The organism is Calothrix sp. FACHB-168, from assembly GCF_963889195.1.
Classification (GTDB): Bacteria; Cyanobacteriota; Cyanobacteriia; order Cyanobacteriales; family Nostocaceae; genus Aulosira; species Aulosira anomala_A.
Map to the genome: position 1 here is coordinate 39,526 of NZ_CAWPNJ010000039.1, position 22,863 is coordinate 62,388.

Below are 22,863 nucleotides of genomic sequence, written 5' to 3' on the forward strand. Positions count from 1 at the left end.
TAGTAAAGTGCTTTAGTGTTTGAAAATACAGGACTGAAGTCCTGACTACGAATTTATTCGCCCTGTCATGATTAGTGCGATGAACCACTAGCTTGGTTGTGTGTAATTCCAAGTTTTGAATTTGGATTGTTTAATAGGTTACAAGTATATAAATTTCAGATAAATTGCCTGTATTTTTATGGGTATATTTTTATATCTTAAATAATCAAGAGAATTGGCGGTGCGTTGCGCTGTGCGACAACACACCCTACATTTCCTACATTGAAAAATTATTAGTAAAAAATCTTACAGCCAAGGGCGAGTGATTTGTTCTAACTCGCTGATTTCCTCATCGCTTAATTTCCAGCCTAAAGCGCCAGCATTTTGTTTTACTTGCTGGGCAGTTTTCACGCCAGCAATGGGAATGACGTTACCTTGGGCAATTAACCAATTTAGAGCAACTTGGGCAGGAGTGCGATCGTATTTGTCGCCAAATTTCTGTAGTAAAGAAATCACTGGTGTAATTTTTTGCAAGCCATCTTTACTAAATCTTGGGTCAATTTTTCTTGCGCCAGTAGGTGTTTCGCTACTGTTAGCGGTGTATTTACCTGTGAGTAATCCCTGAGCGAGCGGGCTGTATGCCAAAATTGTTACATCTAACTCACGCGCCGTTGAGAGGATACCTTGGCTTTCAATTTCACGAGACAGCAAAGAGTAGCGTACCTGATTTACTGCTAAAGGTACTCCCCTCGCTGCCAAAATTTGGTGTACTTCTCGCATTTGGGCTGCTGAATAATTACTTACACCTATAGCGCCAATTCTGCCCTTTTGCACTTCATCAGCTAGGGCGTTCATCAGTGTTTCTTGGCTTAAAAAGAAGGTAAAAGGCCAATGGACTTGGTAAAGTTCGATTCGCTGTAATTGTAGGCGCTTGAGGCTGTCTGTTAACGCATCAGCAACCGATTGTCCGGTAAATCGCCAAGGGAGAGGCCCAAATTTCGTAGCAATTTGTACGGGTTGCTGGGTTTGCTGCAAAAATTGTCCGAGAAGAGTTTCGCTAACCCCTAATCCATAAACTTCCGCCGTATCAAAGAACGTTACACCAGCTTCTAGAGCGGTGGTGAAGGCTTCTTTTAACTGTTCTGGGCCGTAACCATCGCCATAATTCCAAAAAAGTTTATCTCCCCAAGCCCAAGTACCCAGACAAAGGGGTGTAACACTTGGGCCATTTTTTCCCAAAGTTATGGTTTCCACGTTTGTCAACATTATAATTTTGTTACATTTCTTTACTTTTCTAGTGTAGCGTTACACCTCCTAGTGCGTAATCAATCGCAAGGGAGGGGAGGGAAGGGAGACAGGGAAGGGGGACAAGGAGGACAAGGGAGACAATGACAAATGACTATTGTAGAGACGCGATTAATCGCGTCTCTAATGACAAATTTTAGAGAAATCTGGAATGTCAGGGTTTATCTTGAGTAAATGGGACAATAAAATTCCAGATCGCATAAAGTAGCTATGGCAAGCAGTGAAGCTTTTGATTCTGCAAGTAATTCTCAGTCTGTGCCAAGGGTCAATCTGCTGACCATGTTTAGGCTAGGCTTATTTCAAATGGGGTTGAGTATGATGTCTATCTTGACTCTGGGGGTACTCAACAGAGTCATGATTCAGGAAATCGCCATTCCTGCCACGTTAGTGGCGTTAGTGCTGGCGCTACCGGCATTTGTTGCGCCTTCGCGGATTTTGTTTGGGCAAATATCAGATGCGAAGCCGATATGGGGTTATCATCGCACAGCTTATGTATGGGTAGGTGCCGCAATATTTGCGATCGCTTCCTTTTTATCTGTACAAATAATGTGGCAGCTGGATTTTGCTGCTCAAAGTGCAGGTACTTGGGTTTGGAATACGCAAACTATTGGCTGGACTGCTTTGCTGTCTTTGGTGTTTGCTATTTATGGTTTAGCACTTTGCGCCAGTGGTACGGCTTTCGCTGCTTTGTTAGTGGATGTGTCGGAAGAAGACAACCGTTCTAAAGTAGTTGGTGTTGTCTGGTCGATGCTAATGGTGGGGATTATTGTGGGGGCAATTATTAGCTCTAGTCTACTCAGGCAAATCACATCAGGAGCTAGCATAGAAATTTTGCAGGCAGCAGTCAATAGATTATTTATGATTGTGCCAGCTTTGGTATTTGGATTTGCGATCGCGGCGACATTAGGTGTCGAGAAAAAATACTCTCTATATACCAAACGTTCTCAAGTAGTGAATCGGGAAGACAGCATTAGCTTGGGTAAAGCCTGGGAAATCCTCACAGCTAGCCCGCAAACAGGCTTGTTTTTCACATTTTTATTTGTGATGACTATTAGCTTGTTTATGCAAGATCCGATTGTGGAACCCTTTGCAGGGCAAGTTTTTAACATGCCTTTAGCGGAAAGTACTAAGCTGAACGTTTTTTACGGCACAGGTATTCTGATTGCCTACGGAATTACTGGCTTTATCGTTGTGCCCCGCTTAGGTAAGCGTAGAACTGCAAAACTAGGTTGTATTTTAGTGGCATTTGCTTCCCTACTCTTAGGTTTCTCAGGATTTTCGGCAAATCCCGCCTTTCTCAAATTTGGTTTAGTGTTATTTGGTTTAGCTACAGGTTTCTTAACCACAGCAGCAGTTAGCTTAATGCTAGATTTGACGGCGGCGGAAGCAGCAGGTACATTTATTGGTGCTTGGGGACTAGCACAATCTATCTCTAGAGGTTTGGCTGTAGTCATTGGTGGTGCTGTATTAGATACAGGTCGCAAGCTACTACCTAGTCTAGAGTTAGCTTATGGACTAGTATTTGTCTTAGAAGCTATAGGTATGTTGGTATCAATTTGGTTTCTTAATCGCGTAAATGTGGCAGAATTCCAAACTAGTACCAAACAAGCGATCGCTTCTGTTTTGGAAAGCGATTTAGATTAAATGGGCATTGGGCAGAGACGCGATGAATCGCGTCTCTACAATTGTCCGCCTTGTCTCCCTTCCCTTATCTCCTGATTCATGAACGATTTTTGGCAGACAATTCTCGATTTTGCCCAAACTACCACCGCTAAGGTGGGTAAGCAATTAATGCAAGATTTTGGGCGGGTGCAGGCTTCACAAAAGGCTGATGGCACTTTGGTGACACAATCTGATAAATGGGCGGATCAAACTCTGCGCGATGCGATCGCTTCTACTTTTCCTGGCTACGGGATTTTAAGTGAAGAAGCAGATCGGGTTTTTCCTGGTACAGAATGGTGTTGGGTAATTGACCCGTTGGATGGTACAACTAACTTTACAAGGGGCATTCCTATTTGGTCGATTTCTTTGGGGCTGCTGTATCGAGGAATACCAATTTTCGGTTTTGTCTACGCGCCACCACTGAATCAAACTTTTCATGGTTTTTGGCAAGGTAATTCTGGGTTAGCAACGCCTACAGGGGCGTTTCTCAATCATCACCCCATTCATTCTAGTCCTGATGCTCCCAGCAATAATCACTTTTTTAATCTTTGTTCTCGCAGTACGGCAGCGATGCAACCAGACTTTCCCTGTAAAATTCGCATGTTGGGTGTAGCTAGCTATAACTTCCTGACTGTGGCGACTGGTGCGACTTTGGGAGGGATTGAAGCTACACCCAAAGTTTGGGATTTAGCAGGCGCTTGGGTAATTGTGCAAGCGGCTGGCGCTACTTGGAAATCTTTAAAAACAGAGCCATTTCCCCTGATAACTGGAGAAGATTATAGCGATCGCTCTTTTCCTACGTTGGTAGTTAGTCGTTCGGAATTAGTGCCTGTGTTCACACCATTTTTGGCGAATGTCAAAATTTAGGTAATCTCCTAGCCAAAAAATTAAAGTACTCAAATATACCTTCTAACCCTTAACCAACAAGGGTTTAATTATATTTCCAATTAATTCAATTAGTTGTAACTAATTTATACTGTGTTGTCACTCCCATAATATTGCGGTGAGACACCGAGTATAAAAAAAACTATGTTGTCTAATTTAGAATTGATGCGAGTCTTTGTTTATAACTCCATCCAAAAACAAGAAGTTTTACTGTCAAATCCTTTTTTAACGGCGCAAACAGTCTATCAAAGCACCCAACTCATGGCCAAAACAGAGGGTGTGATTGCAACCGCCGAATTAACTTATACACCATCAGTATTCTTAATTAATGCCAGTTCATCTTACTGGGAAGTTATAAATGAGGTACTAGCTGACTATAGCTATATTCTTACAGGTGAATTGGATCGTCGCAGTTTCTATGAATATCGTTACTGCCAAGTACCTAATGGTTATAAAATGCACGGTACTAAATCGGTTTTTTTGTGGCGTGCTTGGTGGAAATATCGTAAATATGCTCAACAATTGGGAATTCCCTTAGAATTGCTCATCCGTACAAGAAATGCATGGTATCCTATTCGAGATTTAAATATTAGCGACGGTCTTCTCTATATTAAAACCTTAGGAAATGAGATTGCAGTACATGGAGATGACCTAATAACTTGGTTAAGCAAAATTCACCCTAATTCCTACAACATTACCAACACGACAATTCTGCAGAAAGAGTGAGAGTGATTTTATACTAAATTATGATGTTTGCGCCTCAACTTAATTTATTCTGTTGAGGTTTCGCGGAGGTTTTTGATGAAAGGACTCTGGCTCGAAAACAACCAATTACAATTACGTACTAATATTCCCACTCCCGAACCACCACCAGGAGAAGCCCTTGTCAGGGTTTTGCGGGCGGGGATTTGTAATACTGATTTAGAATTGCTCAGAGGCTACTATCCCTACAGTGGTATTTTAGGACATGAGTTTGTTGGTGTTGTTGAACAAGGGCCAGAAAACTTACTTAATCAGCGAGTAGTCGGTGAAATTAACGCTGTTTGCGGACATTGTCGATTTTGCTTGAGTCAACAATCAACTCACTGTGAAAATCGCACTGTATTAGGTATTGTCAATCGTCACGGAGCTTTTGCTGAATATCTCTGTTTACCGATCGCAAATCTACACGCTGTACCCGATAATGTGCCTACAGAAGTAGCAACATTTACCGAACCCTTAGCCGCAGCTTTAGAAATTCAGCAGCAGGTAGAGTTAGGCGCTAATCATAGAGTATTGGTAGTAGGAGATGGTAAACTTGGTCAACTAGTAGCGCAAACAATAGCGCTTACAGGTTGTGAACTGTTAGCAGTAGGGCGTCATCAAGATAAACTTGCTAATCTAGAAGCGCGAGGAATTAAAACAGGTTTAGCTACTGCTGTTAAAGATAGATATTTCGATATTTCTGTAGAATGTACAGGAAATCCCGAAGGATTTGCGATCGCTCGTCGCGCCTTACGTCCTAGAGGTACATTAGTATTGAAAAGTACCTATGCAGGGAACCTCAGCTTAGATGCTTCGTCTTTGGTGGTAGATGAAATCACTCTGATTGGTTCCCGTTGCGGCCCCTTTGCACCCGCACTGCAATTACTCGCCACAGCACAAGTAGACGTACAACCATTAATTCAAGCTCGCTACCAACTCAGCGAAGGTTTAGCAGCTTTTGCACATGCTCAGATTCGAGGAGTTCTCAAAGTTTTGTTAGAAATTGGTTAATAGTCAGTTGTCAGTTGTCAGTTGTCAGTTGTCAGTTGTCAGTTGTCATACCAATCCACATTGTGATACGTAATTAACATTTTCGTAGGGGCGGGGTTTCCCCGCCCTTGCTTGCGCGGTTTTAAATGTTGCAATTTGGTATCAGTCAACAGTCAACCGTCAACCGTCAACCATCAATAAAACATAGGATTGGTTTTCGCATGATAATCGGTACAATCAATCGCCTCTTCTGTATTGGCGCGAGAAGGATGTACTGTGCATTTGAGGCGATAATCAGCAGTAAAAAATTGGCAATTAGTACAAGGTATTTGATGCATTTGCTTGGCTCGATTCACGCTATCTCGTGCAGTAGTCCAGAGACTCAAAGCACCGAGAATAATTACAGCCCAAGCAGTCACAAAGCAAATAGGAATTAAAAAAGGTTGAATTCCATGAATCAGATTAGAAATCAATTGGAGCATGGCAATTTCTCATATTAATGCCAACTTAAAAAATCTGGCAACAGCTTGATTAGTTAGGGGTTGTCTTTCCCCTAGACAGTCAACTCTGATCAGCAAACATTCCTGAAATTGGCCTAATTAAAAATTAGGGGTTAGAAGTAATTTTAACTCCTAACCCCCAACTCTTAACGTCTAGCTCAGGATGTATAACTTAAATACCAGCATGACCTAAAGCTAAACCAGCCACAAGCATTCCCAATACTAGAAAAGGTTGGGCGCTGGCTTGGTATTTGACATCGTTCTTTAAAGGATCGCGTAAGAAATACATATCCTGAAAAGTGATTTGTGGCAAGATTAACAGTACCAGAATTGCTGCATATAAATTTTCATGAATGCTAACTAGATAGGCAGCAATTAATCCTTGAAAGACATCAATCATCACTACACATATCCAGGCTGCGGTAGTGACACCAAACATTACAGGTAGTGATTTTAACCCTAATTGGCGATCGCCTTCTACGCTCTTGAAGTCATTAACAATGGCAATCCCTAATCCAGCCAAGCTGTAAACTAAGGTCAGCACCACAATTTTCCAATTCAGTTCGCCAAATAAAGCATGACCAGCCCACCAAGGTAAAGCAATATAGCTTGCACCTAAAGCATAATTACCTAGCCAGCCGTTTTGTTTTAACTTCAAGGGTGGTGCTGAATAGATGTAGGCAATAAATGTACCAAAGATAGCCAGTACAGTGACATTGGGAAAATCATGCCCAGCCCATAAATCTAGGACGTAGGCTAAACCAATTCCAGATAATAATAATACAACAATCTGCGTAATTACCTGGGGTACAGAAATTGCGCCAGAGGGAATAGGACGGTAAGGTTCATTAATCGCATCGATTTCGCGATCGTAAAAATCATTGATGGTTTGGGTGTAACCTGTTAGCAAAGGGCCAGAAAGCAACATACAAGCCGCAGCTTTCAGCACATTTTCCAACGTCCAAGTGTAGTTACCAGAAGAAGCCGCACCGCAAACTACACCCCAAATTAAGGGAATCCAGGTGATAGGCTTCATCAATTGCAATCGGATCTTCCAAATAGAAGTTTCGCCCGGTGCTGCGCCTTTCATCCCCAATAGTTGTCTAGTTTTCGCACTGCGATCATCGGCAACGGTTGTAATTTCTTCGCTGGGATTAACAGAATCTATAGCTTCCGCTTGCTGAGAATTGGGAGTAATGGGAGTTAAATCAGACATAAGATAAATTTGGGCATAGGGTATGGGGCATGGGGCATGGGGCAATTCAATTTTGGATTTTGGATTTTGGATTAGGTTTAAATCTAAAATCCGTCTTGAAAAGTTCAGATCGCCGGAAGCCGGCGCTCCGACTTTTCGCAAAATCTAAAATCTAAAATTCCTAGTCCCTAGCCCCTAGTCCCCGATATCTATAAGTTAAAACGAAACGATCAAATAACTATTTTGAAACTTTGCTCCAGTGATAGATTTACCACTTAATGAGGGTGGGAGGTCAATATTGCGCCGTTGGTCGCCGGCTTCTACTGTCACTTCTGGCCCGTACTGGGTTAGCTTGACTTGCTTTTTATCAAATCCAGGCAGGAATAAGCGTACCTGACGGTTGTGAACATCGATTTCAATGGGTTTTGGTGCTTTTAGTGCTTCTTGTGCAAAGTCTGGTAGGGCATCGATGAGCGATCGCCATTCACCAGCCGGTGCATCAGGTACTACACTAATCGGTAAGGGGTTAAATTCCTCTGTGACATTATGGTTACCGTCAGCAGAGACAACAATCACACCACCAACAGTAATACCAATTTGCTGTGCGCTACCCCACAAATAGCGGCTGCTAGCTACCTCAATCGGTTCTGGTGTAGTTACCAAAAAAGCCGCAACCCGCCGGGGGTCAGCCACAGCAGCTTTACCCTTTTCTAGGAAATTATTGACTTGATTAGTCGGTTGAGCGAAGTTGTCTGCTGTCCAATTAAAATTGAACAAAGTGCTAATCAACGGTTGAATCAAGGGCGATTCGGCAATTGTTTTACCTAAATCGGAGTTAACAAATAATTGGCGAAAGCGGCGTACATACCAGCTCAAAGACTCTGGTAATCCCAACATCCGCAAGCTGGAAGCGTCACCTGTACCATCGTAAACGATCGCATCATATTTGCCAGAAGCATCATATTCACGGATTGCATTCAGAGCAAGGGCATTATCCATCCCTGGCAATACCACCAATTCCTCACCATAAACATCTTTGATAATTGGTGTGCGGAGGTATTGCGCCTCAAGCTTTTTGACTTCTTCCCATTGGCGTTGTAGCAGTACAGATGCTTGAAACTGTACTACTTGCAAATTAGGAGCAATTTCTTGAGGGTCGGATGTGAGAGTAGTATCCAGCAAAATAGGTAATGCTGGTTCTGCAAGTCCGGCTAAAAGTACGCGCTTACCTTGGCTAGCCAATAATTTAGCAGATGCGATCGCAATTTTGGTACGAGCAATGCCGCTTTTGCCCAAAAATGTCAATATAAAGGTCATGACTTGATTTCCAGTTACCGCCGATTGTTGTCAATTCCAACTTAGCACTCGGCAAATCTTCTTAACTTCCGCCTACTGTACGACTCTCAATTCATCTTCAAAAAACCAAGTCGATGAATTATCGTCAAATTGCACTACTACACCCACACCGCTACCATCGGTGACTTTGTAGCCTAAAACTGTGCCAACTTCTCCTAATCTTTTCACAATTGGGGGAGATACGCGATCGCGCAAACGAACTACCTTAACCTTCTGTCCGATTTCCATGCCTAGATACAATGCAATAAACCAAGTCTCAGTTTAACTGAATCCGTACCTCTTCTGTCATAAATTTACAGCAATAGAAAGGGAATCAGGAGGACAAATGACCAATGACCAATGACCAATGACTAATGACTAAAATAATAAAAACTCCCTTAGCAATTATTTTGCCATCATTAATTAGCAGCAATGTACGATCCAAATCCGCCACGTTCGCCTCAAGAAACCATGCCGACAATGTATGATTTACCCAGTGAAGTAATAGGGGAATCAGGATTGCCGGATGAATTTCATTGTATTCAAGCTGATTTACTCACTGAGACTTGTCAGCCTACCAACTATTCAGCAACAGAAATTTTACTAGCTAGCGATTTAAATCTTTACTACGACCCCCGCCATACTTTATGGTACAAAAGACCTGATTGGTACATGGTATTAGGGGTAGCTAGTGCTAGCCAACAGCAAGACTTACGCTTAAGTTACGTCATTTGGCAAGAGGGTATTGCACCATTTTTAGTAGTTGAATTACTCTCACCAGGTACAGAACAAGAAGACTTAGGCAAAACACTTAGAGAAGTTAATCAGCCACCAACTAAATGGGAAGTTTATGAACGCATTTTGCGAATACCTTACTATGTAGTTTACGACCGCTACGACAATATTCTCCGCATTTTTCAACTGATTGGCAATCGTTATGAAGCTGTACCTCTACCAGAGAACCGCTTTTGGTTAGCAGAGTTGGAATTAGGATTAGGATTATGGCAAGGCACTTACCAACAGACAACAGGTTTATGGTTGCGTTGGTATAATTCTCAAGGTTGGCTACCAACCTTAGCCGAACAAGCCGAACAGGAACGCCAACGAGCCGAACAGGAACGCCAACGGGCTGAACAGGAACGCCAACGGGCTGAAAAATTGGCAGATTATTTGCGATCGCTTGGTATTGACCCCGATAATTTAAGTTAATTCCTCAGATTTTCCGCAAAAGTTAACAGAGGTAATTATCATCAAGTTGCTTTAATAGTTTATTCAGAGTACAATTGCCCAGTTAATTTAGGAGGCTATTTTTGAGTAATGTATTATTGATAGTGTTCAAAACGCTAAAGGAACTTTCATAGCTAATTAGCTTCATGAATAGCAATGGAATATGTAGATAGCGAGCGAGGCAGCAAGAATTGCTAAAGACAATTAGAGAATTTATCAGTCAATCAAAAAAACTGAGGCGGATTCTTCCAATAAATGAAAAACTCTGGATAAAATTTGATTTATTGAGAACTTTAGTCAGACGAGATTTAGAAGCGAGATATAAAGGTTCTGTCTTAGGCAATTTATGGCCTTTGCTCAATCAGTTATCGCAATTACTAATTTATACATACGTATTTTCCATAGTATTAAAAGTTAAATTAAGTCTAAAAACTTTACCAGAAAATAACTTTACTTTTGGCTTGTGGTTGTTTGCCGGCTTACTACCTTGGATTGCTTTTACAGGAGGACTATTACAATCTGCTAATTCAGTAGTCATCCAATCAAATTTAGTTAAAAAAGTAGTTTTTCCCTTATCTTTATTACCTTTAGTCCCAATTTTATCTACGTTTATTGAAAGTTCTTTTGGGTTAATGGCGTTAATTTTTTTTGTTGCCTTAAATTCTCACACTTTACATACTACTTTGGCGCTGTTACCCTTGGTTTGGTTAACACAATTATTGTTAACTGCTGGATTGGGTTATTTAGCAGCAGGATTAACAGTATTTTTGCGAGATATTCCTCAGACTTTAGGGGTGATATTAAATATCTGGTTTTATGCAACACCCTTAGTATATCCAGCATCCCAGATTCCCGAACAATGGCGGAGTTGGGTACTGTGGTTAAATCCCATAGCTGCGATCGCAGAAGTTTATCGTGATTTAATTTTAGTTGGAGAAGTGAAACATTGGGGCGAATGGGGCGTAGCCTCAATAGTTGCATCTGTAACTTTTCTCAGTGGGTTTTTAGTATACAAACGTTTGCGTCCAGCCTTTGCCGATGTATTGTAAAATACTGGTGAATTGATTATTGTAGTTAAGTGTACCGAACGATGAAAAACAGTATGTACCAGTTTTGAGAGTTGATAGCAGAAGCATGACAGAAGAAATAGCTATTTCCTTAAAAAACGTCTCAAAACGCTTTCAGCGCTATGCTCAACCTGTAGATAGACTCAAGGAAGTTTTCATACCAGGAAAGAGCCGAGCCATTGAATTTTGGGCATTGCGTGATATCAATTTAGATATTCCCAAAGGACAGACTGTAGGACTTGTTGGTAGAAATGGCTCTGGAAAAAGTACCTTACTGCAAATCATCGCTGGTACACTTACGCCAACAACTGGCGAAGTTCACGTTAAAGGACGCATTTCTGCACTACTAGAACTTGGTAGCGGGTTTAACCCAGAGTTTACAGGTAGACAAAATGTATTTTTTAATGGACGTTTATTAGGATTAAGTCAAAAAGAAATTGAAGCCAAATTTGATGAAATCGCTGGATTTGCTGATATTGGTGATTTTATCGATCAACCTGTGAAAACTTATTCTAGCGGTATGTTTGTACGTTTAGCATTTGCAGTAGCAGTAAATGTTGAGCCAGAAATTTTAATTGTTGACGAAGCATTAGCCGTTGGTGATGTAGTATTTCAACATCGTTGTATGCGACGAATGCGCAGTTTAATGGACTCTGGTGTGACTACTTTATTTGTGTCTCACGATCCAGGAGCTATTAAAACATTATGTAATTCAGCCATCATGATTCATGAAGGTAAAATCCATACTTCAGGATTACCCAATGCAGTTATTATAGATTATCTAAAATTGATTACTGATATAGAGTTAAATTTAGAAAAACCAGTCAAAGATACACATATTAACGAGTCAACGCCAGAAAATCAAAAACTCAATCTTAAAGATTTAAATTATTTAAATATTGATGATGAATTATTAAGTCAGCAACCTAAAGCTCAATTAAAGCGCCGGGGTAGCGGTAAAGCCGTGATTGAACAAGTCAAGATGTTGGATAATTTAGGGCAAGATGCTGGTGATAGCCCTATTTTTAGCTTTAATGATAAAGTTACCTTAATGGTAAAAATTAAGGCTTTTACTCAACTGCAAAATTGCATCGTTGGTTTTTTTATTTGTGACAAAAATGGTAATGAATTGATTGGTAGTAATACCCTAGAAGAAAATACTCATCTAGGCACTATAGATATCGGAAATGAATTAGTAGTAAAATTTAAATTACCTCTACCCTTAAGACCAGGCTCATACAACGTCACGGTAGCAGTTACAGAAAATGACTCAGTAGTAATGTATGACTGGATTGATAATGCAATGGTATTTCAGATATTACCTCCCAATACAGGCAAAAAAATTCATGCACTCATAGATATTAATATGGAGACGGAAGCAATCAAAATATCCTAAATTATAGAAGATATTTTAGACAAATTAGGCAATTAAATAAATTTATATAAGGTGAATATATGCATCAAAGCTCACTGGATAAAATGTTAAATTTTAAAAATAAATATTTAAACAATAGAGAAAGCGAAAATTTAAAAATTTTAGATATAGGTAGTCAAGATATTAATGGCTCTTACAAACCGATTTTTAATGTACCTCAATGGCAATATTATGGTGCAGATATGCAAGGAGGAAACAACGTTGATATAGTATTGAAAAATCCCTATCAATGGCAAGAGATTAAAAGTAATTCTATAGATGTGTTAATCTCCGGGCAAGCCTTTGAACACATCGAATTTTTTTGGATTACTGCTCTAGAAATAGCTAGAGTTTTAAAAGCAGATGGTTTATGCTGCATCATTGCGCCTGCTGGTGGCTATGAACATAGATATCCTGTAGATTGTTGGCGATTTTACCCAGATGGATTCTCAGCATTAGCTCGGTTTGCTCAACTAGAAGTCTTAGATGTTTCTACACAGTGGGAAAGCCTTAATTATGCCGATGGTAGCGATAGATGGCAAGATTCGGTGTTAGTTGCTAAAAAACCGAAGTTATCTCCAAAAAATCTGTTAAAAAATCAGATTAAACACTGGCTACTGTATAAACTTGTTGGTGCTAAATAATGTCATAAATGACATTTATTCTCAATATGATTTATTATGCAAAATATCAAGAACTGGGAAAAAAATTATCCGGATATTGAAGAGATTACAGAGAATTCTCTGGATGAAAATAGTAGTTTAAAAAAAATCTTAGACTTTGTTGGAGAAGGTAAGGAAGTTGCAGACTTTGGTTGTGCAACAGGTTACCTAGCACATTTACTGCAAAAAAAAGGCTGTACAGTCACAGGAGTTGAAATCAATGCAGATGCAGCAAAAGTAGCTGCAAATTACTGTCAACAAGTTATAGTAGCCGATCTCGATTTTGTATCTGTTAAGGACATCTTACCAAGCCAAAAGTTTGATGTAGCAGTGTTTGGAGATATATTAGAACATCTCAGGAATCCTTGGAAAGTTTTAAAAGAAACTCAGCAAATTCTCAAAAAAGATGGTTATGTGATTGCTTCTATACCAAATATTGCCCATGCAGCCATTCGCTTATCTTTGCTGCAAGGTAAATTTGAATACATGGAATTTGGCATTTTAGATAATACTCACCTCAGATTTTTCACCAAAAAAACATTGGAAGATATGTTTGATTCTTCAGGTTATTGGATTAATTCCATTGAACGTACAAAGATGGCAATCTTCTCTGATAGTATGTTATTACCTAAACTGAACAAGCAAGAATTTAGTAGCGATATTATTAAACAAATGGAAAGTGATGAAGATGCTGATACCTTACAATTTATTATTCGTGCAGATCCTCAGCCCATAGAAGAAAAATATGCTTTCTTAAAGGAAGAATATTCCCAGTTAGTTAATAAATCAAAGCGATTGCAATCTCAATTAGAGTCTACACAAGCAGCGCTGGAGTTAGCACAGTCTCAGTTAATACAAACTCAATCCACTATTAGCGGTATGGAAAGCAGCAAATTTTGGAAATTGAGAAAAGCATGGTTTACTTTAAAAAAAGTTTTTGGCTGGAATAAAGAGAATAGTTAGTGTATATTTTGTTCTGATAAACAAGCATAATTTTATTATAAGGAGATAGGCTTGAATACATTACAACCCCCTCCAAATTTACCTTTGCTTGATATTTCTATTGTTACTTATAATTCTGCCCAATGGATTGAAAATTTTTTTAAAAGTCTTTTAGAGCAGAGTTATCCTACTAAATTAATTAATATATTAATCACAGATAATCAATCAAGCGATCGCACAATCACTTTATGTAAATTATTTTTAGATAAATACGCAGATTATTTTCATAGTTTGAAAATATTTGAACGTCCTAATTTAGGATTTGGTTGCGGACATAACTATAATTTAGCCCAAAGTACATCTCCTTATTTTTTAGTTTCTAATGTTGATTTAGAGTTTGAAAAAGATGCCATAATTAACGCTGTAAATACAGCAATTGCAGATGATGAAGATGTTGCTTCTTGGGAATTCCGTCAAAAACCTTTTGAACATCCTAAATATTATCATCCTGTAACTCTAGAAACCTATTGGTCTGCTCATGCTTGTATTCTGTTTCGACGTTCTGCTATTGAGTATGTTAAAGGATACGAAGAAAAAATATTTCTTTATGGAGAAGATGTAGAGCTTTCTTACAGATTAAGAGATAATGGTTTTCGGATTAAATATTGTCCAGCATCTGTATGTTGGCATTACACTTACGAATATCCTAATCAAGTTAAACGTCTACAGTTTTTAGGTAGTACATTAGCTAATAGCTATATCAGACTACGTTATGGCTCTATAAGACAAATAGCTGTTATACCTTTAATGTATTTAAAATTATTTTTAGCAGTACCTTGTATTGACAATCAATGGCAAGGATTGCTTAAAAATATGGGAAAAATTCTAAAAAACTCCCTATATTTTTTATTGAGCCGTAAACAAACTAATAAGCTATTTCCAATTAATAAATGGGACTATTGTTTAACTCGAGATGGCGCATTTTATCGTTATACCGATAAACCCCATAATTCACTTCCTTTAGTCAGCGTAATTATTCGTACTTATAAAGGAAGATTATCTTATCTAAAAGAAGCTGTAACTTCTGTTTTGCACCAAACTTACCCGAATATAGAGTTGGTAGTTGTAGAAGATGGCTCAAATAATGCTCAAGATTATATAGAGCAAGTTGCCAAGACTAGTCATTTAAAAGTCATTTATCAAGCCGAACCAAAACGTGGGCGTTGTCATACAGGAAATGTTGGTTTAGCTCATACAACTGGTAAATTTATCGCATTTTTGGATGATGATGATTTATTTTTCGCAGAGCATATTGAAGTACTAGTTAATGAATTGTTAGCACATCCAGAAGTCGCAGCTACATATTCAATATCTTGGGAAGTGGCGACAAAAGTAATTTCTAAAGAACCTTTGCATTATCTAGAAACTTCATATAACGCTATTTATCGGCAGCCATTTTCAAGAGCTTTAATGTGGCATCATAATTACATTCCCATACAATCAATTTTATTTGATAGAAAATTGTACGATAACTATGGAGGTTTTGATGAATCTCTAGAGAATCTAGAAGATTGGAATTTATGGACTCGCTACTGTTTAAATCATGATTTTTTGTTAATTTGTAAAACAACGTCTTTGTATCGAGTTCCTGATACCATTGATGAATGGTTAACACGGAAACAAACTTTAGATTCTTATTATGCAATCGCCGTAGAAAAGCAGAAATCCTTAATAGTCACTCTTAGCATTCCAGAATTTATGGAATTGTATCGAGATTTAGCAAGCTATGACCGCATGATTCTTAATGCTCAAGTGCCATCTTCATGGAAAGATAGATTAAAGTCTATTCTATTCAAAATAAATTTAATTAAAATTCTCTATTATTACTACAGTAATATAAAACGCCGGAGAAATTTAGAATTAAATCGAAATAAATAATTTTGCTTCTAACCAGATTTTCACTATATAAATAAGCTTTTTGAGAATCAAAGTTTATTAAATTATGAAAAAAATATTCAAAAATATTTGGAAAAAATTGCCTGGAATTAATCACAATTTATTAGAAATCGAAAGATTGAATAATGAAATAGAGCAATTAAAGAAAAATCAATTGGAACTCAACTTATGGGTACCGCCTGGTCATTATTATTCTCCTATTCCATCAATAGAAGAAATTAAGTTAAAAGAACAGGAAATTTTTGATGAACTTAACAGAGAATTACCAGGTATTGATCTTAATGAAGCTGAACAATTAGCTTTATTTGATAAGTTCCAACAGTATTATCAGCAACTACCATTCGCAGAAAATAAACAAGAAGGTTTACGATACTTTTTTGAAAATCCTGCATATTCTTACTCTGATGCAATTTGTTTGTATTGCATGATTAGATATGCTCAACCTAAAAAAATAATTGAAGTAGGCTCTGGTTATTCGTCTTGTGTTACTTTAGATGTCAATGAGTTATATTTTCAGAATGAAATATCCTGTACTTTTATTGAACCTTATCCAGAACTTCTTTTATCTTTGATTAAAGATAGCGATATAGACAAAATAGAAATTATTGCCAGTCAGCTACAAGATGTAAGATTAGAAAAATTTTCCGAGTTGTCAGCCGGAGATATTCTATTTATTGACTCGACCCATGTTTCTAAAGTAAATAGTGATGTCAACTATATTTTATTTAAAATCCTGCCATATATCAATAGTGGTGTTTATATCCATTTTCATGATATTTTTTATCCTTTTGAGTATCCAAAAACATGGATTTATGAAAATAGGGCATGGAATGAAGATTATATATTGAGAGCTTTTTTATCATATAATAATGCTTTTAAAATAATATTTTTTAATACATTCTTAGAAAATTTTTATCAAGATAGGTTTCAGAATAACATGCCTTTGTGTATGAAAAATTTGGGAGGAAGCATCTGGCTTCAAAAAAATTAGTATTGTTAGTTAGAGGTTAATTTTGGATAAATATAAAGTTAATGCTGTTTATTTAAATGATGCTTTCAACCCAAAGAGAAATAACTTTACTGTTATGCGCTTCGTTTTAGCAGCTTTAGTTGTTTTTTCTCATTCCTATACTTTGGGTGGTTTTGGGTCTGAGGGGTTATTTGGTAATAGCCAAGAAACCTATGGCGGTTTAGCAGTAACTAGTTTCTTTATTTTAAGCGGTTTTTTAATTAACCGCAGCTATATCAATAGTTCATCCGTCTGGCGTTTTTTATGGAACAGAATATTACGAATCTTTCCTGGATTCTGGACTTGCTTAATAGTGACTGTATTTATTTTTGCTCCAATTATATATTTATCCGAAAATGGTAACTTAAATGGGTATTTTCATGCATCAGTTGAAAATCCTTTAAACTATATAAAAGCAAATTTTTTTCTAGAGATAGGTCAATATGGTATAGCAAACCTTTTAGTAAATAATATTCCCTATCCACGCGCTTTTAATGGTTCACTATGGACATTAATTTATGAATTTAGATGCTATTTAATGGTTGCCATACTAGGATTTTTGGGTGTTTTTACTTTTTATAAGAAAATAGTTTTTTATATATTTATATTTTTATGGTTAACCTATAATCTTAATTTGGTAATTCCCGGTACAGCTAGTAAAGTATTGCCGTATTTTTCAGATATATATATTTTAAAACTTTCTATATATTTTTTTGTCGGTTGCATATTTTTTCTGTATCGTGAAAAAATTGTCTTAAATAAGCAATTATTTATCTTCTCTATCATATTAATAATGATGGGACTGAATCACGGATTTTATAATTTAGTTGCGCCTTTGGCTCTTCCTTATATTTTGTTTTGGCTAGCCTTCAAAACACCTTTTATTAATTTTGATCGATATGGTGATTTTTCCTATGGTTTGTACATATATGCATTTCCAGTACAACAAATGCTAGCATTTTTTGGAGTTCATAAAAATGGCTTTATATTATATTTAAGTCTCTCTATGCTAGTAACTATGATTTTAGCCGTTCTCAGTTATATGTTTATAGAAAAACCTTGTTTACAAATGAAAAATTTAACATTTAAAGATGTAAGTTTTCTGACTAAAAAATATTTCAAAAAAAATTAATTGTTTATAATTACAGGAGATATTATGAATAAATTAAATTGAGTTCAATAGTTATCTACAATATATGCGATATTTATAATGCTGAGTAATTATGTATCTATTATTTTAGTTAATTATAATGGTATAGATATTTTACCAGATTGCTTAAACTCTATAGAAGAATTTATTCAAACACCTTACGAAATTATTATTGTAGATAATAATTCTAGTGATGGTAGCCCAGAATTAGTTGCTGATAAATATCCTCATATCCGTTTAATTAGACAATCAGAAAACCGTGGTTTTGGCGCAGGTAATAACGCTGGTGCTAAAGTAGCAACTGGAGAATTTCTGTTTTTATTAAATACTGATACTATTCTTAAAAGTGATATCATACCACATTTAATTGAGTTGATGTATGCAAATTCAAAACTAGGAATTATTGGGACAAAATTACTAAATCCTGATGGAAGTTTGCAAATTTCTGTTTCACCAGCAATAGGAATTAAGGGGGAATATCAAGCGCGTAGACTGCATCAAGCTGCGCAAAATACTGCATATCTAAAATTACTTGAGGAGAAATTTCAAGAAATCCAAGAAGTAGATATTGTGGTGGGTGCTGCTTTTTTTATTCGTGCTAGTCTATTTAATGCTTTAGGTGGATTTGATGAAAACTTCTTTATGTATTTTGAAGAATCAGATTTATGCCAAAGAGCGCAAAATCAAGGATATAAAATAATCTACACGCCTCATGTATCTTTAATTCATCTTAAAGGTTACTCAGTGCAGAAGTCTGCAAATGCTATGTCTATTGAATACAGACGCAGCCAACTTTACTATTATCAGAAACATCGCCCTATTTGGGAACAAATATTCTTGCGATTATATCTTTTTGCAAAATTTTCGGGAGAGTTTATCGCTACAGCTAATCCTAATTGTTTGAAAATTATTATGTTGTTATTTCAATTCAAAAAACCTAATATTACAAATTTAGGAACTCAGTAAAGCTTGTTTTTAATTTTTTATGTCTATATTAGCTAATTTATCGTTTGCGCCAACACAACCAACTGGTTGGTTAAGCTACAGTCTTAATTTATTACCAGCATTAAAAAATTTAGAGATAAATGTATTAAGTCCAATAGAGATTGCAGAGGTAAAATGCTATAAATCTCCTAGTAAAATTACTACTGAGTTTGGTACAAAAGGTCATTTAAAGCGCTTGCTTTGGACACAATTTTATTTACCAAAGGTTTATCAAAGACTTAAATCTACACTTTTATTTTCTCCTATTCCTGAAGCTCCGTTATTTTCTAACTGTTCTTATATTATTACGGCTCATGATTTAATTCCTTTAAGGTTCCCACAATACTTTTCGTTAAGTCAAAGGATTTATTGCAATTATTATATTGCTGCTGTTAGCGAACAATCGGAGCATATAATATGTAATTCAATAACTACTGCTCAAGATTTGATTAGTTTTTTAGGTATTCCTGAAGATAAAATTACGCCGATTGCTTTGGCGTATGACAGCAATAATTTTTTTGATTTAAATTTACCGAAGCAAAACTATTTTCTTCATTTAGGAAGACATAATCCTCACAAAAATCCGGCGCGTTTAATTACAGCATTTGCCAATTTACCTAATAATAATAATTACGAACTTTGGTTAGCCGGCCCATCAGATAAGCGTTATACTCCAACTTTACAAGCGCAAGTTGAGGAATTGGGTATTGCTAATCAGGTGAAATTTTTGGACTATGTTGCATACAGTGAATTAGCAAAAATTATCAATAGTGCGATCGCTCTCGTTTTTCCTAGTCTTTGGGAAGGTTTCGGTTTACCTGTCTTAGAAGCAATGGCTTGCGGTACTCCTGTGATTACTTCTAATATTTCCTCCCTTCCAGAAGTAGCTGGCGATGCAGCGATTCTGATCAATCCCTATGATACAGGGGAAATTACCGCAGCTATGCAGGCTGTCGCTAATGATTCAGGATTGCGATCGCGTCTTTCGGTTCAAGGAATCGCCAGAGCCAAGGAATTTAGCTGGGAAAAAACAGGACTTGCTACTGCTGAAGTCTTATCTCGCTATTTGTAAGCTGCTGCGGCTTCGCTGTCAATGAGACTGAAGATAAGCGACAAGCGATCGCGCGATAAAATTAATCTGTAAATCTTCCAAATCTGCTAAATGTTAGATCAAGACAATACAGTTAGCAATCATCAATCAGGATGGGATAAAGAAGCACAAATTCGGAAAAATCAACGTGCTATGGAATTATTAGCTAAACAAATGGAAGAACATAAAAATATGTCTGATGCTGAATCATTACAGCGACAAGAATTTTTTGAAAGATTTAAAAAAACTGTTGATGCAGAAAGACTTCCCGGACAAAAATTATATTCAGAATCATGATAGTTTTTATCGATTCAGGCGTGCTAGAGATTCTCAGATTCTCACTAACCCGTTTACCGAGGCGAAACTCTGGAGAGATATCTGAATAAAAAGGACAAGGAGGATTTCTACATTAGCAGGAATATTCATGTAGTAAATCAGACGATGAAGATGGAGTTTTCTATTTCGCTTCAGTCAACTACCAAATTCTCCATCGCCAGATTTGTGAATCACTCAATCTTAAAAATCAATCAGAGTAGAAATTGATCTACTTATCAAAAATTCCAAATCAAAAAAACAATTTTGACTTTTGACTTTTGACTTTTGACTTTTGACTTCCCCACAGGGGTTAAGGTGTTCCCACAGCACCAGAGTAAATTAAACCCCGTTGCATATCCAAAGTTAAAATTGCTCCATCTCTAATGACTTTTGTTGCTTCTTTCACGCCTACAATTACTGGTACGCCAAGACGCAAGCCAATGATAGCTGCATGACTGGTAAGGCTTTCGTCTTCTGTAATAATTCCCGATGCTTTGCGAATTGCTTCGACAAAATCGGCAGTGGTGCGAGAAGCAACTAAAATATCTCCAGGATTAAAGTTACTCACATCCAGACCTTTATGAGCAACTCTAGCACGACCGCTAACACAGCCTTGTCCTAGTCCAATTCCCTGACCGAGAATCGCCGTCACTACTTCCACTTTAATTAAATCGGTTGAGCCGGAAACACCTTGGAGTGTACCAGCTGTCATCACCACCAAATCGCCTTCTGTTAAGAGTTTATTTTCTTGAGCCACGTTAATTGCAGCTTGGAAAGTTTGACCAGCTGAAGGTAATTCTAAAACTAATAGCGGCTTGACTCCCCACACCATTTGCAACTGTCGCGCCACATTTACATGGGGTGTAATTGCCAAAATAGGTGTCTGGGGACGGAATTTAGATACGTTTCGAGCGGTTGCACCAGTTTGGGTTAAAGTCATAATAGCTGCTGCACCCAACTGTTCGGCAATTTGTCCCACAGCTTGGCTAATGGCGTTGGGAATCGAACGTCTGGTATCTCTCAACAAACGATTAGCGTTTTGTCGTTCTTCCTGTTCGATGCGCTCGGCAATCCTAGCCATAGTTGCTACTGCTTCCACCGGGTAACTACCTACGGCAGTTTCATTGGAAAGCATGACTGCATCTGTACCATCCAAAATCGCGTTTGCTACATCGGATACTTCGGCGCGAGTGGGACGGGGATTACTCACCATGCTATCTAGCATTTGCGTGGCGGTGATGATGGGAATCCCTAAACGATTGGCTGTAGCAATTAGCCGCTTTTGCAGTACTGGTACATCTTCGGCTGGCAGTTCCACCCCTAAATCGCCTCTAGCTACCATGACGCCATCACACAAAGCTAAAACGGCTTCCATTTGCTCAATGGCTTCGTGTTTTTCGATTTTGGCAACTACTGGTACATTCTTGCCGGTGCTGGAAATCAATTCTTTAATTTCCATGATGTCTTGGGGATTGCGCACAAAGGACAGCGCTACCCAATCTACACCCTGATCGAGACCAAACATTAGATCCTCGCGGTCTTTGTCGGTCATGGCTTTGATGGAAAGGTAAACTCCGGGGAAGTTAACGCCTTTGTTGTTAGAAAGTTTACCAGCTACGGTAACGCGACAATGCAAATCGCCTTTATCGCGGTTAATTTCCTCGACTACCATTTCTACTCGTCCATCGTCGAGGAGAATTTTGGCACCTACGGGGACTTCGTCGGCTAGATAATCATAGGTTACACAGCTAATTTCTTGTGTACCGATAATTGGGCGATTAGTCAAGGTAAAGCGATCGCCTTTTGCTAAAACTATAGACCCATTTTCAAACCGCCCCAAGCGAATTTTTGGCCCTTGCAAATCTTGGAGAATTGCCACTGGCTGATTTAGTTCAAAAGCGGTTTGCCGAATTAAGCGGATACTGCGTTGATGGTCGTCATGACTTCCGTGGGAGAAGTTTAACCTGAGTGTGGTTGCACCCGCTTCAATAATCGCTTTGAGCATTTCTGGACTGCTAGTGGCAGGCCCAATAGTAGCAACAATTTTGGTGCGGCGTAGAGAATCTCTTAATTGCATAGGGGCTGATTCTAGGATCTATCTAGGAAACCATCGTAAATTAAGGGGCAGTTTTATTTCCGTCACTGCTATATCAATAAGATGACAGCAGCACACAAGGGGAATAAAGGCTAGTACAGCAGGGTATAAAACTAGGGGCTAGGGGCTAGGGACTAGTGACTTTCCCCTGTAATCGCTGTCATGCCAAGCTGTATTAGGGCTACAAAGCAGTGGGATAGACTTGTTATCGTACACTATAGTTGGTTCGATCAATGCCTGAGGCGATCGCCTGACTTTGCCATTCTCAGGTATTTTTCAACTCCAACTTCTCACAAATACTCAAGTCTAGTTGGCAATCATAGCCTGATTTATTTACACCATTGGCAATGTGGTTAG

21 protein-coding genes are annotated in these 22,863 nt (G+C 38.0%); 15 read left to right on the forward strand and 6 right to left on the reverse strand.

Going from position 1 to position 22,863, the window contains the following annotated elements; all coding sequences use genetic code 11:
* Positions 1–285: 285 nt before the first annotated feature.
* Positions 286–1,233, reverse strand: coding sequence for an aldo/keto reductase (locus tag AACW45_RS22775; protein ID WP_190635109.1), 948 nt, complete (start codon positions 1,231–1,233; stop codon positions 286–288).
* A gap of 261 nt (positions 1,234–1,494) precedes the next feature.
* Between AACW45_RS22775 and AACW45_RS22780 the strand changes: the two genes are divergently transcribed.
* The 4 genes from AACW45_RS22780 to AACW45_RS22795 all read left to right on the forward strand — a co-directional run bounded on the left by AACW45_RS22780 (position 1,495) and on the right by AACW45_RS22795 (position 5,586).
* Positions 1,495–2,928 carry a BCD family MFS transporter gene (locus AACW45_RS22780; protein WP_190635042.1) on the forward strand — a complete coding sequence of 478 codons (1,434 nt, stop codon included), beginning with the start codon at positions 1,495–1,497 and terminating at the stop codon, positions 2,926–2,928.
* Positions 2,929–3,006: 78 nt separating this feature from the next.
* Positions 3,007–3,813: an inositol monophosphatase family protein gene (locus AACW45_RS22785; protein ID WP_190635044.1), complete on the forward strand. Its 807-nt coding sequence runs from the start codon at positions 3,007–3,009 to the stop codon at positions 3,811–3,813.
* Between the two features lie 162 nt (positions 3,814–3,975).
* Entirely contained in the window at positions 3,976–4,557 is a 582-nt protein-coding gene (locus tag AACW45_RS22790; protein WP_190635046.1) for a hypothetical protein, read from the forward strand.
* A 75-nt stretch (positions 4,558–4,632) separates the two neighbouring features.
* On the forward strand, positions 4,633–5,586 hold the full coding sequence (locus tag AACW45_RS22795) for an MDR/zinc-dependent alcohol dehydrogenase-like family protein (RefSeq protein WP_190635048.1): 954 nt from the start codon (positions 4,633–4,635) through the stop codon (positions 5,584–5,586).
* Between the two features lie 173 nt (positions 5,587–5,759).
* Here the strand turns inward: AACW45_RS22795 and AACW45_RS22800 are convergent, their stop codons facing one another.
* From AACW45_RS22800 to petP, 4 genes are all read right to left on the reverse strand, one after another.
* Positions 5,760–6,047 (reverse strand): hypothetical protein, encoded by a 288-nt coding sequence (locus AACW45_RS22800; RefSeq protein WP_190635050.1) that lies wholly within the window; start codon positions 6,045–6,047, stop codon positions 5,760–5,762.
* A 190-nt stretch (positions 6,048–6,237) separates the two neighbouring features.
* Positions 6,238–7,281 (reverse strand): chlorophyll synthase ChlG, encoded by a 1,044-nt coding sequence (gene chlG, locus AACW45_RS22805; protein ID WP_190635111.1) that lies wholly within the window; start codon positions 7,279–7,281, stop codon positions 6,238–6,240.
* Between the two features lie 195 nt (positions 7,282–7,476).
* The gene (locus tag AACW45_RS22810; RefSeq protein WP_190635052.1) at positions 7,477–8,577 is read right to left on the reverse strand and encodes a Get3/ArsA fold putative tail anchor-mediating ATPase NosAFP; all 1,101 of its coding nucleotides are present in this window, start codon (positions 8,575–8,577) and stop codon (positions 7,477–7,479) included.
* A 72-nt stretch (positions 8,578–8,649) separates the two neighbouring features.
* A complete protein-coding gene (gene petP, locus AACW45_RS22815) occupies positions 8,650–8,844 on the reverse strand; it encodes a cytochrome b6f subunit PetP (protein ID WP_096643805.1) in 195 nt (64 codons plus the stop codon).
* A 183-nt stretch (positions 8,845–9,027) separates the two neighbouring features.
* Between petP and AACW45_RS22820 the strand changes: the two genes are divergently transcribed.
* The 11 genes from AACW45_RS22820 to AACW45_RS22870 all read left to right on the forward strand — a co-directional run bounded on the left by AACW45_RS22820 (position 9,028) and on the right by AACW45_RS22870 (position 20,393).
* Positions 9,028–9,804 carry a Uma2 family endonuclease gene (locus AACW45_RS22820; RefSeq protein WP_190635054.1) on the forward strand — a complete coding sequence of 259 codons (777 nt, stop codon included), beginning with the start codon at positions 9,028–9,030 and terminating at the stop codon, positions 9,802–9,804.
* A 209-nt stretch (positions 9,805–10,013) separates the two neighbouring features.
* Positions 10,014–10,871: an ABC transporter permease gene (locus tag AACW45_RS22825; RefSeq protein WP_199331214.1), complete on the forward strand. Its 858-nt coding sequence runs from the start codon at positions 10,014–10,016 to the stop codon at positions 10,869–10,871.
* Positions 10,872–10,956: 85 nt separating this feature from the next.
* On the forward strand, positions 10,957–12,285 hold the full coding sequence (locus AACW45_RS22830; protein WP_190635056.1) for an ABC transporter ATP-binding protein: 1,329 nt from the start codon (positions 10,957–10,959) through the stop codon (positions 12,283–12,285).
* 59 nt (positions 12,286–12,344) lie between these two features.
* Positions 12,345–12,947: a methyltransferase domain-containing protein gene (locus AACW45_RS22835; RefSeq protein ID WP_190635058.1), complete on the forward strand. Its 603-nt coding sequence runs from the start codon at positions 12,345–12,347 to the stop codon at positions 12,945–12,947.
* Positions 12,948–12,983: 36 nt separating this feature from the next.
* Positions 12,984–13,928, forward strand: a complete 945-nt coding sequence (locus AACW45_RS22840; protein ID WP_190635060.1) for a class I SAM-dependent methyltransferase — start codon at positions 12,984–12,986, stop codon at positions 13,926–13,928.
* Positions 13,929–13,979: 51 nt separating this feature from the next.
* A complete protein-coding gene (locus AACW45_RS22845) occupies positions 13,980–15,845 on the forward strand; it encodes a glycosyltransferase family 2 protein (RefSeq protein ID WP_190635061.1) in 1,866 nt (621 codons plus the stop codon).
* Between the two features lie 64 nt (positions 15,846–15,909).
* Complete coding sequence (locus AACW45_RS22850; protein WP_190635063.1) at positions 15,910–16,854, forward strand: class I SAM-dependent methyltransferase; 945 nt, start codon at positions 15,910–15,912, stop codon at positions 16,852–16,854.
* A gap of 22 nt (positions 16,855–16,876) precedes the next feature.
* On the forward strand, positions 16,877–18,004 hold the full coding sequence (locus tag AACW45_RS22855) for an acyltransferase family protein (protein ID WP_190635065.1): 1,128 nt from the start codon (positions 16,877–16,879) through the stop codon (positions 18,002–18,004).
* 78 nt (positions 18,005–18,082) lie between these two features.
* On the forward strand, positions 18,083–18,988 hold the full coding sequence (locus tag AACW45_RS22860; protein ID WP_199331215.1) for a glycosyltransferase family 2 protein: 906 nt from the start codon (positions 18,083–18,085) through the stop codon (positions 18,986–18,988).
* A gap of 19 nt (positions 18,989–19,007) precedes the next feature.
* The gene (locus AACW45_RS22865; protein WP_190635067.1) at positions 19,008–20,078 is read left to right on the forward strand and encodes a glycosyltransferase family 4 protein; all 1,071 of its coding nucleotides are present in this window, start codon (positions 19,008–19,010) and stop codon (positions 20,076–20,078) included.
* Positions 20,079–20,168: 90 nt separating this feature from the next.
* The gene (locus AACW45_RS22870) at positions 20,169–20,393 is read left to right on the forward strand and encodes a hypothetical protein (protein WP_190635069.1); all 225 of its coding nucleotides are present in this window, start codon (positions 20,169–20,171) and stop codon (positions 20,391–20,393) included.
* 328 nt (positions 20,394–20,721) lie between these two features.
* On the opposite strand, the gene pyk is transcribed toward AACW45_RS22870, so the two are convergent.
* The gene (gene pyk, locus AACW45_RS22875) at positions 20,722–22,488 is read right to left on the reverse strand and encodes a pyruvate kinase (RefSeq protein WP_190635071.1); all 1,767 of its coding nucleotides are present in this window, start codon (positions 22,486–22,488) and stop codon (positions 20,722–20,724) included.
* Positions 22,489–22,863: the final 375 nt, after the last annotated feature.

Excerpts from the sequence above, each read along its gene's own strand:
- petP (WP_096643805.1), bottom strand. The coding sequence starts at position 8,844 with ATGGAAATCGGACAGAAGGTTAAGGTAGTTCGTTTGCGCGATCGCGTA.
- AACW45_RS22800 (WP_190635050.1), bottom strand. The coding sequence starts at position 6,047 with ATGCTCCAATTGATTTCTAATCTGATTCATGGAATTCAACCTTTTTTA.
- AACW45_RS22790 (WP_190635046.1), top strand. The coding sequence starts at position 3,976 with ATGTTGTCTAATTTAGAATTGATGCGAGTCTTTGTTTATAACTCCATC.
- AACW45_RS22830 (WP_190635056.1), top strand. The coding sequence starts at position 10,957 with ATGACAGAAGAAATAGCTATTTCCTTAAAAAACGTCTCAAAACGCTTT.
- pyk (WP_190635071.1), bottom strand. The coding sequence starts at position 22,488 with ATGCAATTAAGAGATTCTCTACGCCGCACCAAAATTGTTGCTACTATT.
- AACW45_RS22810 (WP_190635052.1), bottom strand. The coding sequence starts at position 8,577 with ATGACCTTTATATTGACATTTTTGGGCAAAAGCGGCATTGCTCGTACC.
- AACW45_RS22865 (WP_190635067.1), top strand. The coding sequence starts at position 19,008 with ATGTCTATATTAGCTAATTTATCGTTTGCGCCAACACAACCAACTGGT.
- AACW45_RS22850 (WP_190635063.1), top strand. The coding sequence starts at position 15,910 with ATGAAAAAAATATTCAAAAATATTTGGAAAAAATTGCCTGGAATTAAT.
- AACW45_RS22795 (WP_190635048.1), top strand. The coding sequence starts at position 4,633 with ATGAAAGGACTCTGGCTCGAAAACAACCAATTACAATTACGTACTAAT.
- AACW45_RS22780 (WP_190635042.1), top strand. The coding sequence starts at position 1,495 with ATGGCAAGCAGTGAAGCTTTTGATTCTGCAAGTAATTCTCAGTCTGTG.
- chlG (WP_190635111.1), bottom strand. The coding sequence starts at position 7,281 with ATGTCTGATTTAACTCCCATTACTCCCAATTCTCAGCAAGCGGAAGCT.
- AACW45_RS22835 (WP_190635058.1), top strand. The coding sequence starts at position 12,345 with ATGCATCAAAGCTCACTGGATAAAATGTTAAATTTTAAAAATAAATAT.
- AACW45_RS22820 (WP_190635054.1), top strand. The coding sequence starts at position 9,028 with ATGTACGATCCAAATCCGCCACGTTCGCCTCAAGAAACCATGCCGACA.
- AACW45_RS22870 (WP_190635069.1), top strand. The coding sequence starts at position 20,169 with ATGTTAGATCAAGACAATACAGTTAGCAATCATCAATCAGGATGGGAT.
- AACW45_RS22840 (WP_190635060.1), top strand. The coding sequence starts at position 12,984 with ATGCAAAATATCAAGAACTGGGAAAAAAATTATCCGGATATTGAAGAG.
- AACW45_RS22785 (WP_190635044.1), top strand. The coding sequence starts at position 3,007 with ATGAACGATTTTTGGCAGACAATTCTCGATTTTGCCCAAACTACCACC.
- AACW45_RS22860 (WP_199331215.1), top strand. The coding sequence starts at position 18,083 with ATGCTGAGTAATTATGTATCTATTATTTTAGTTAATTATAATGGTATA.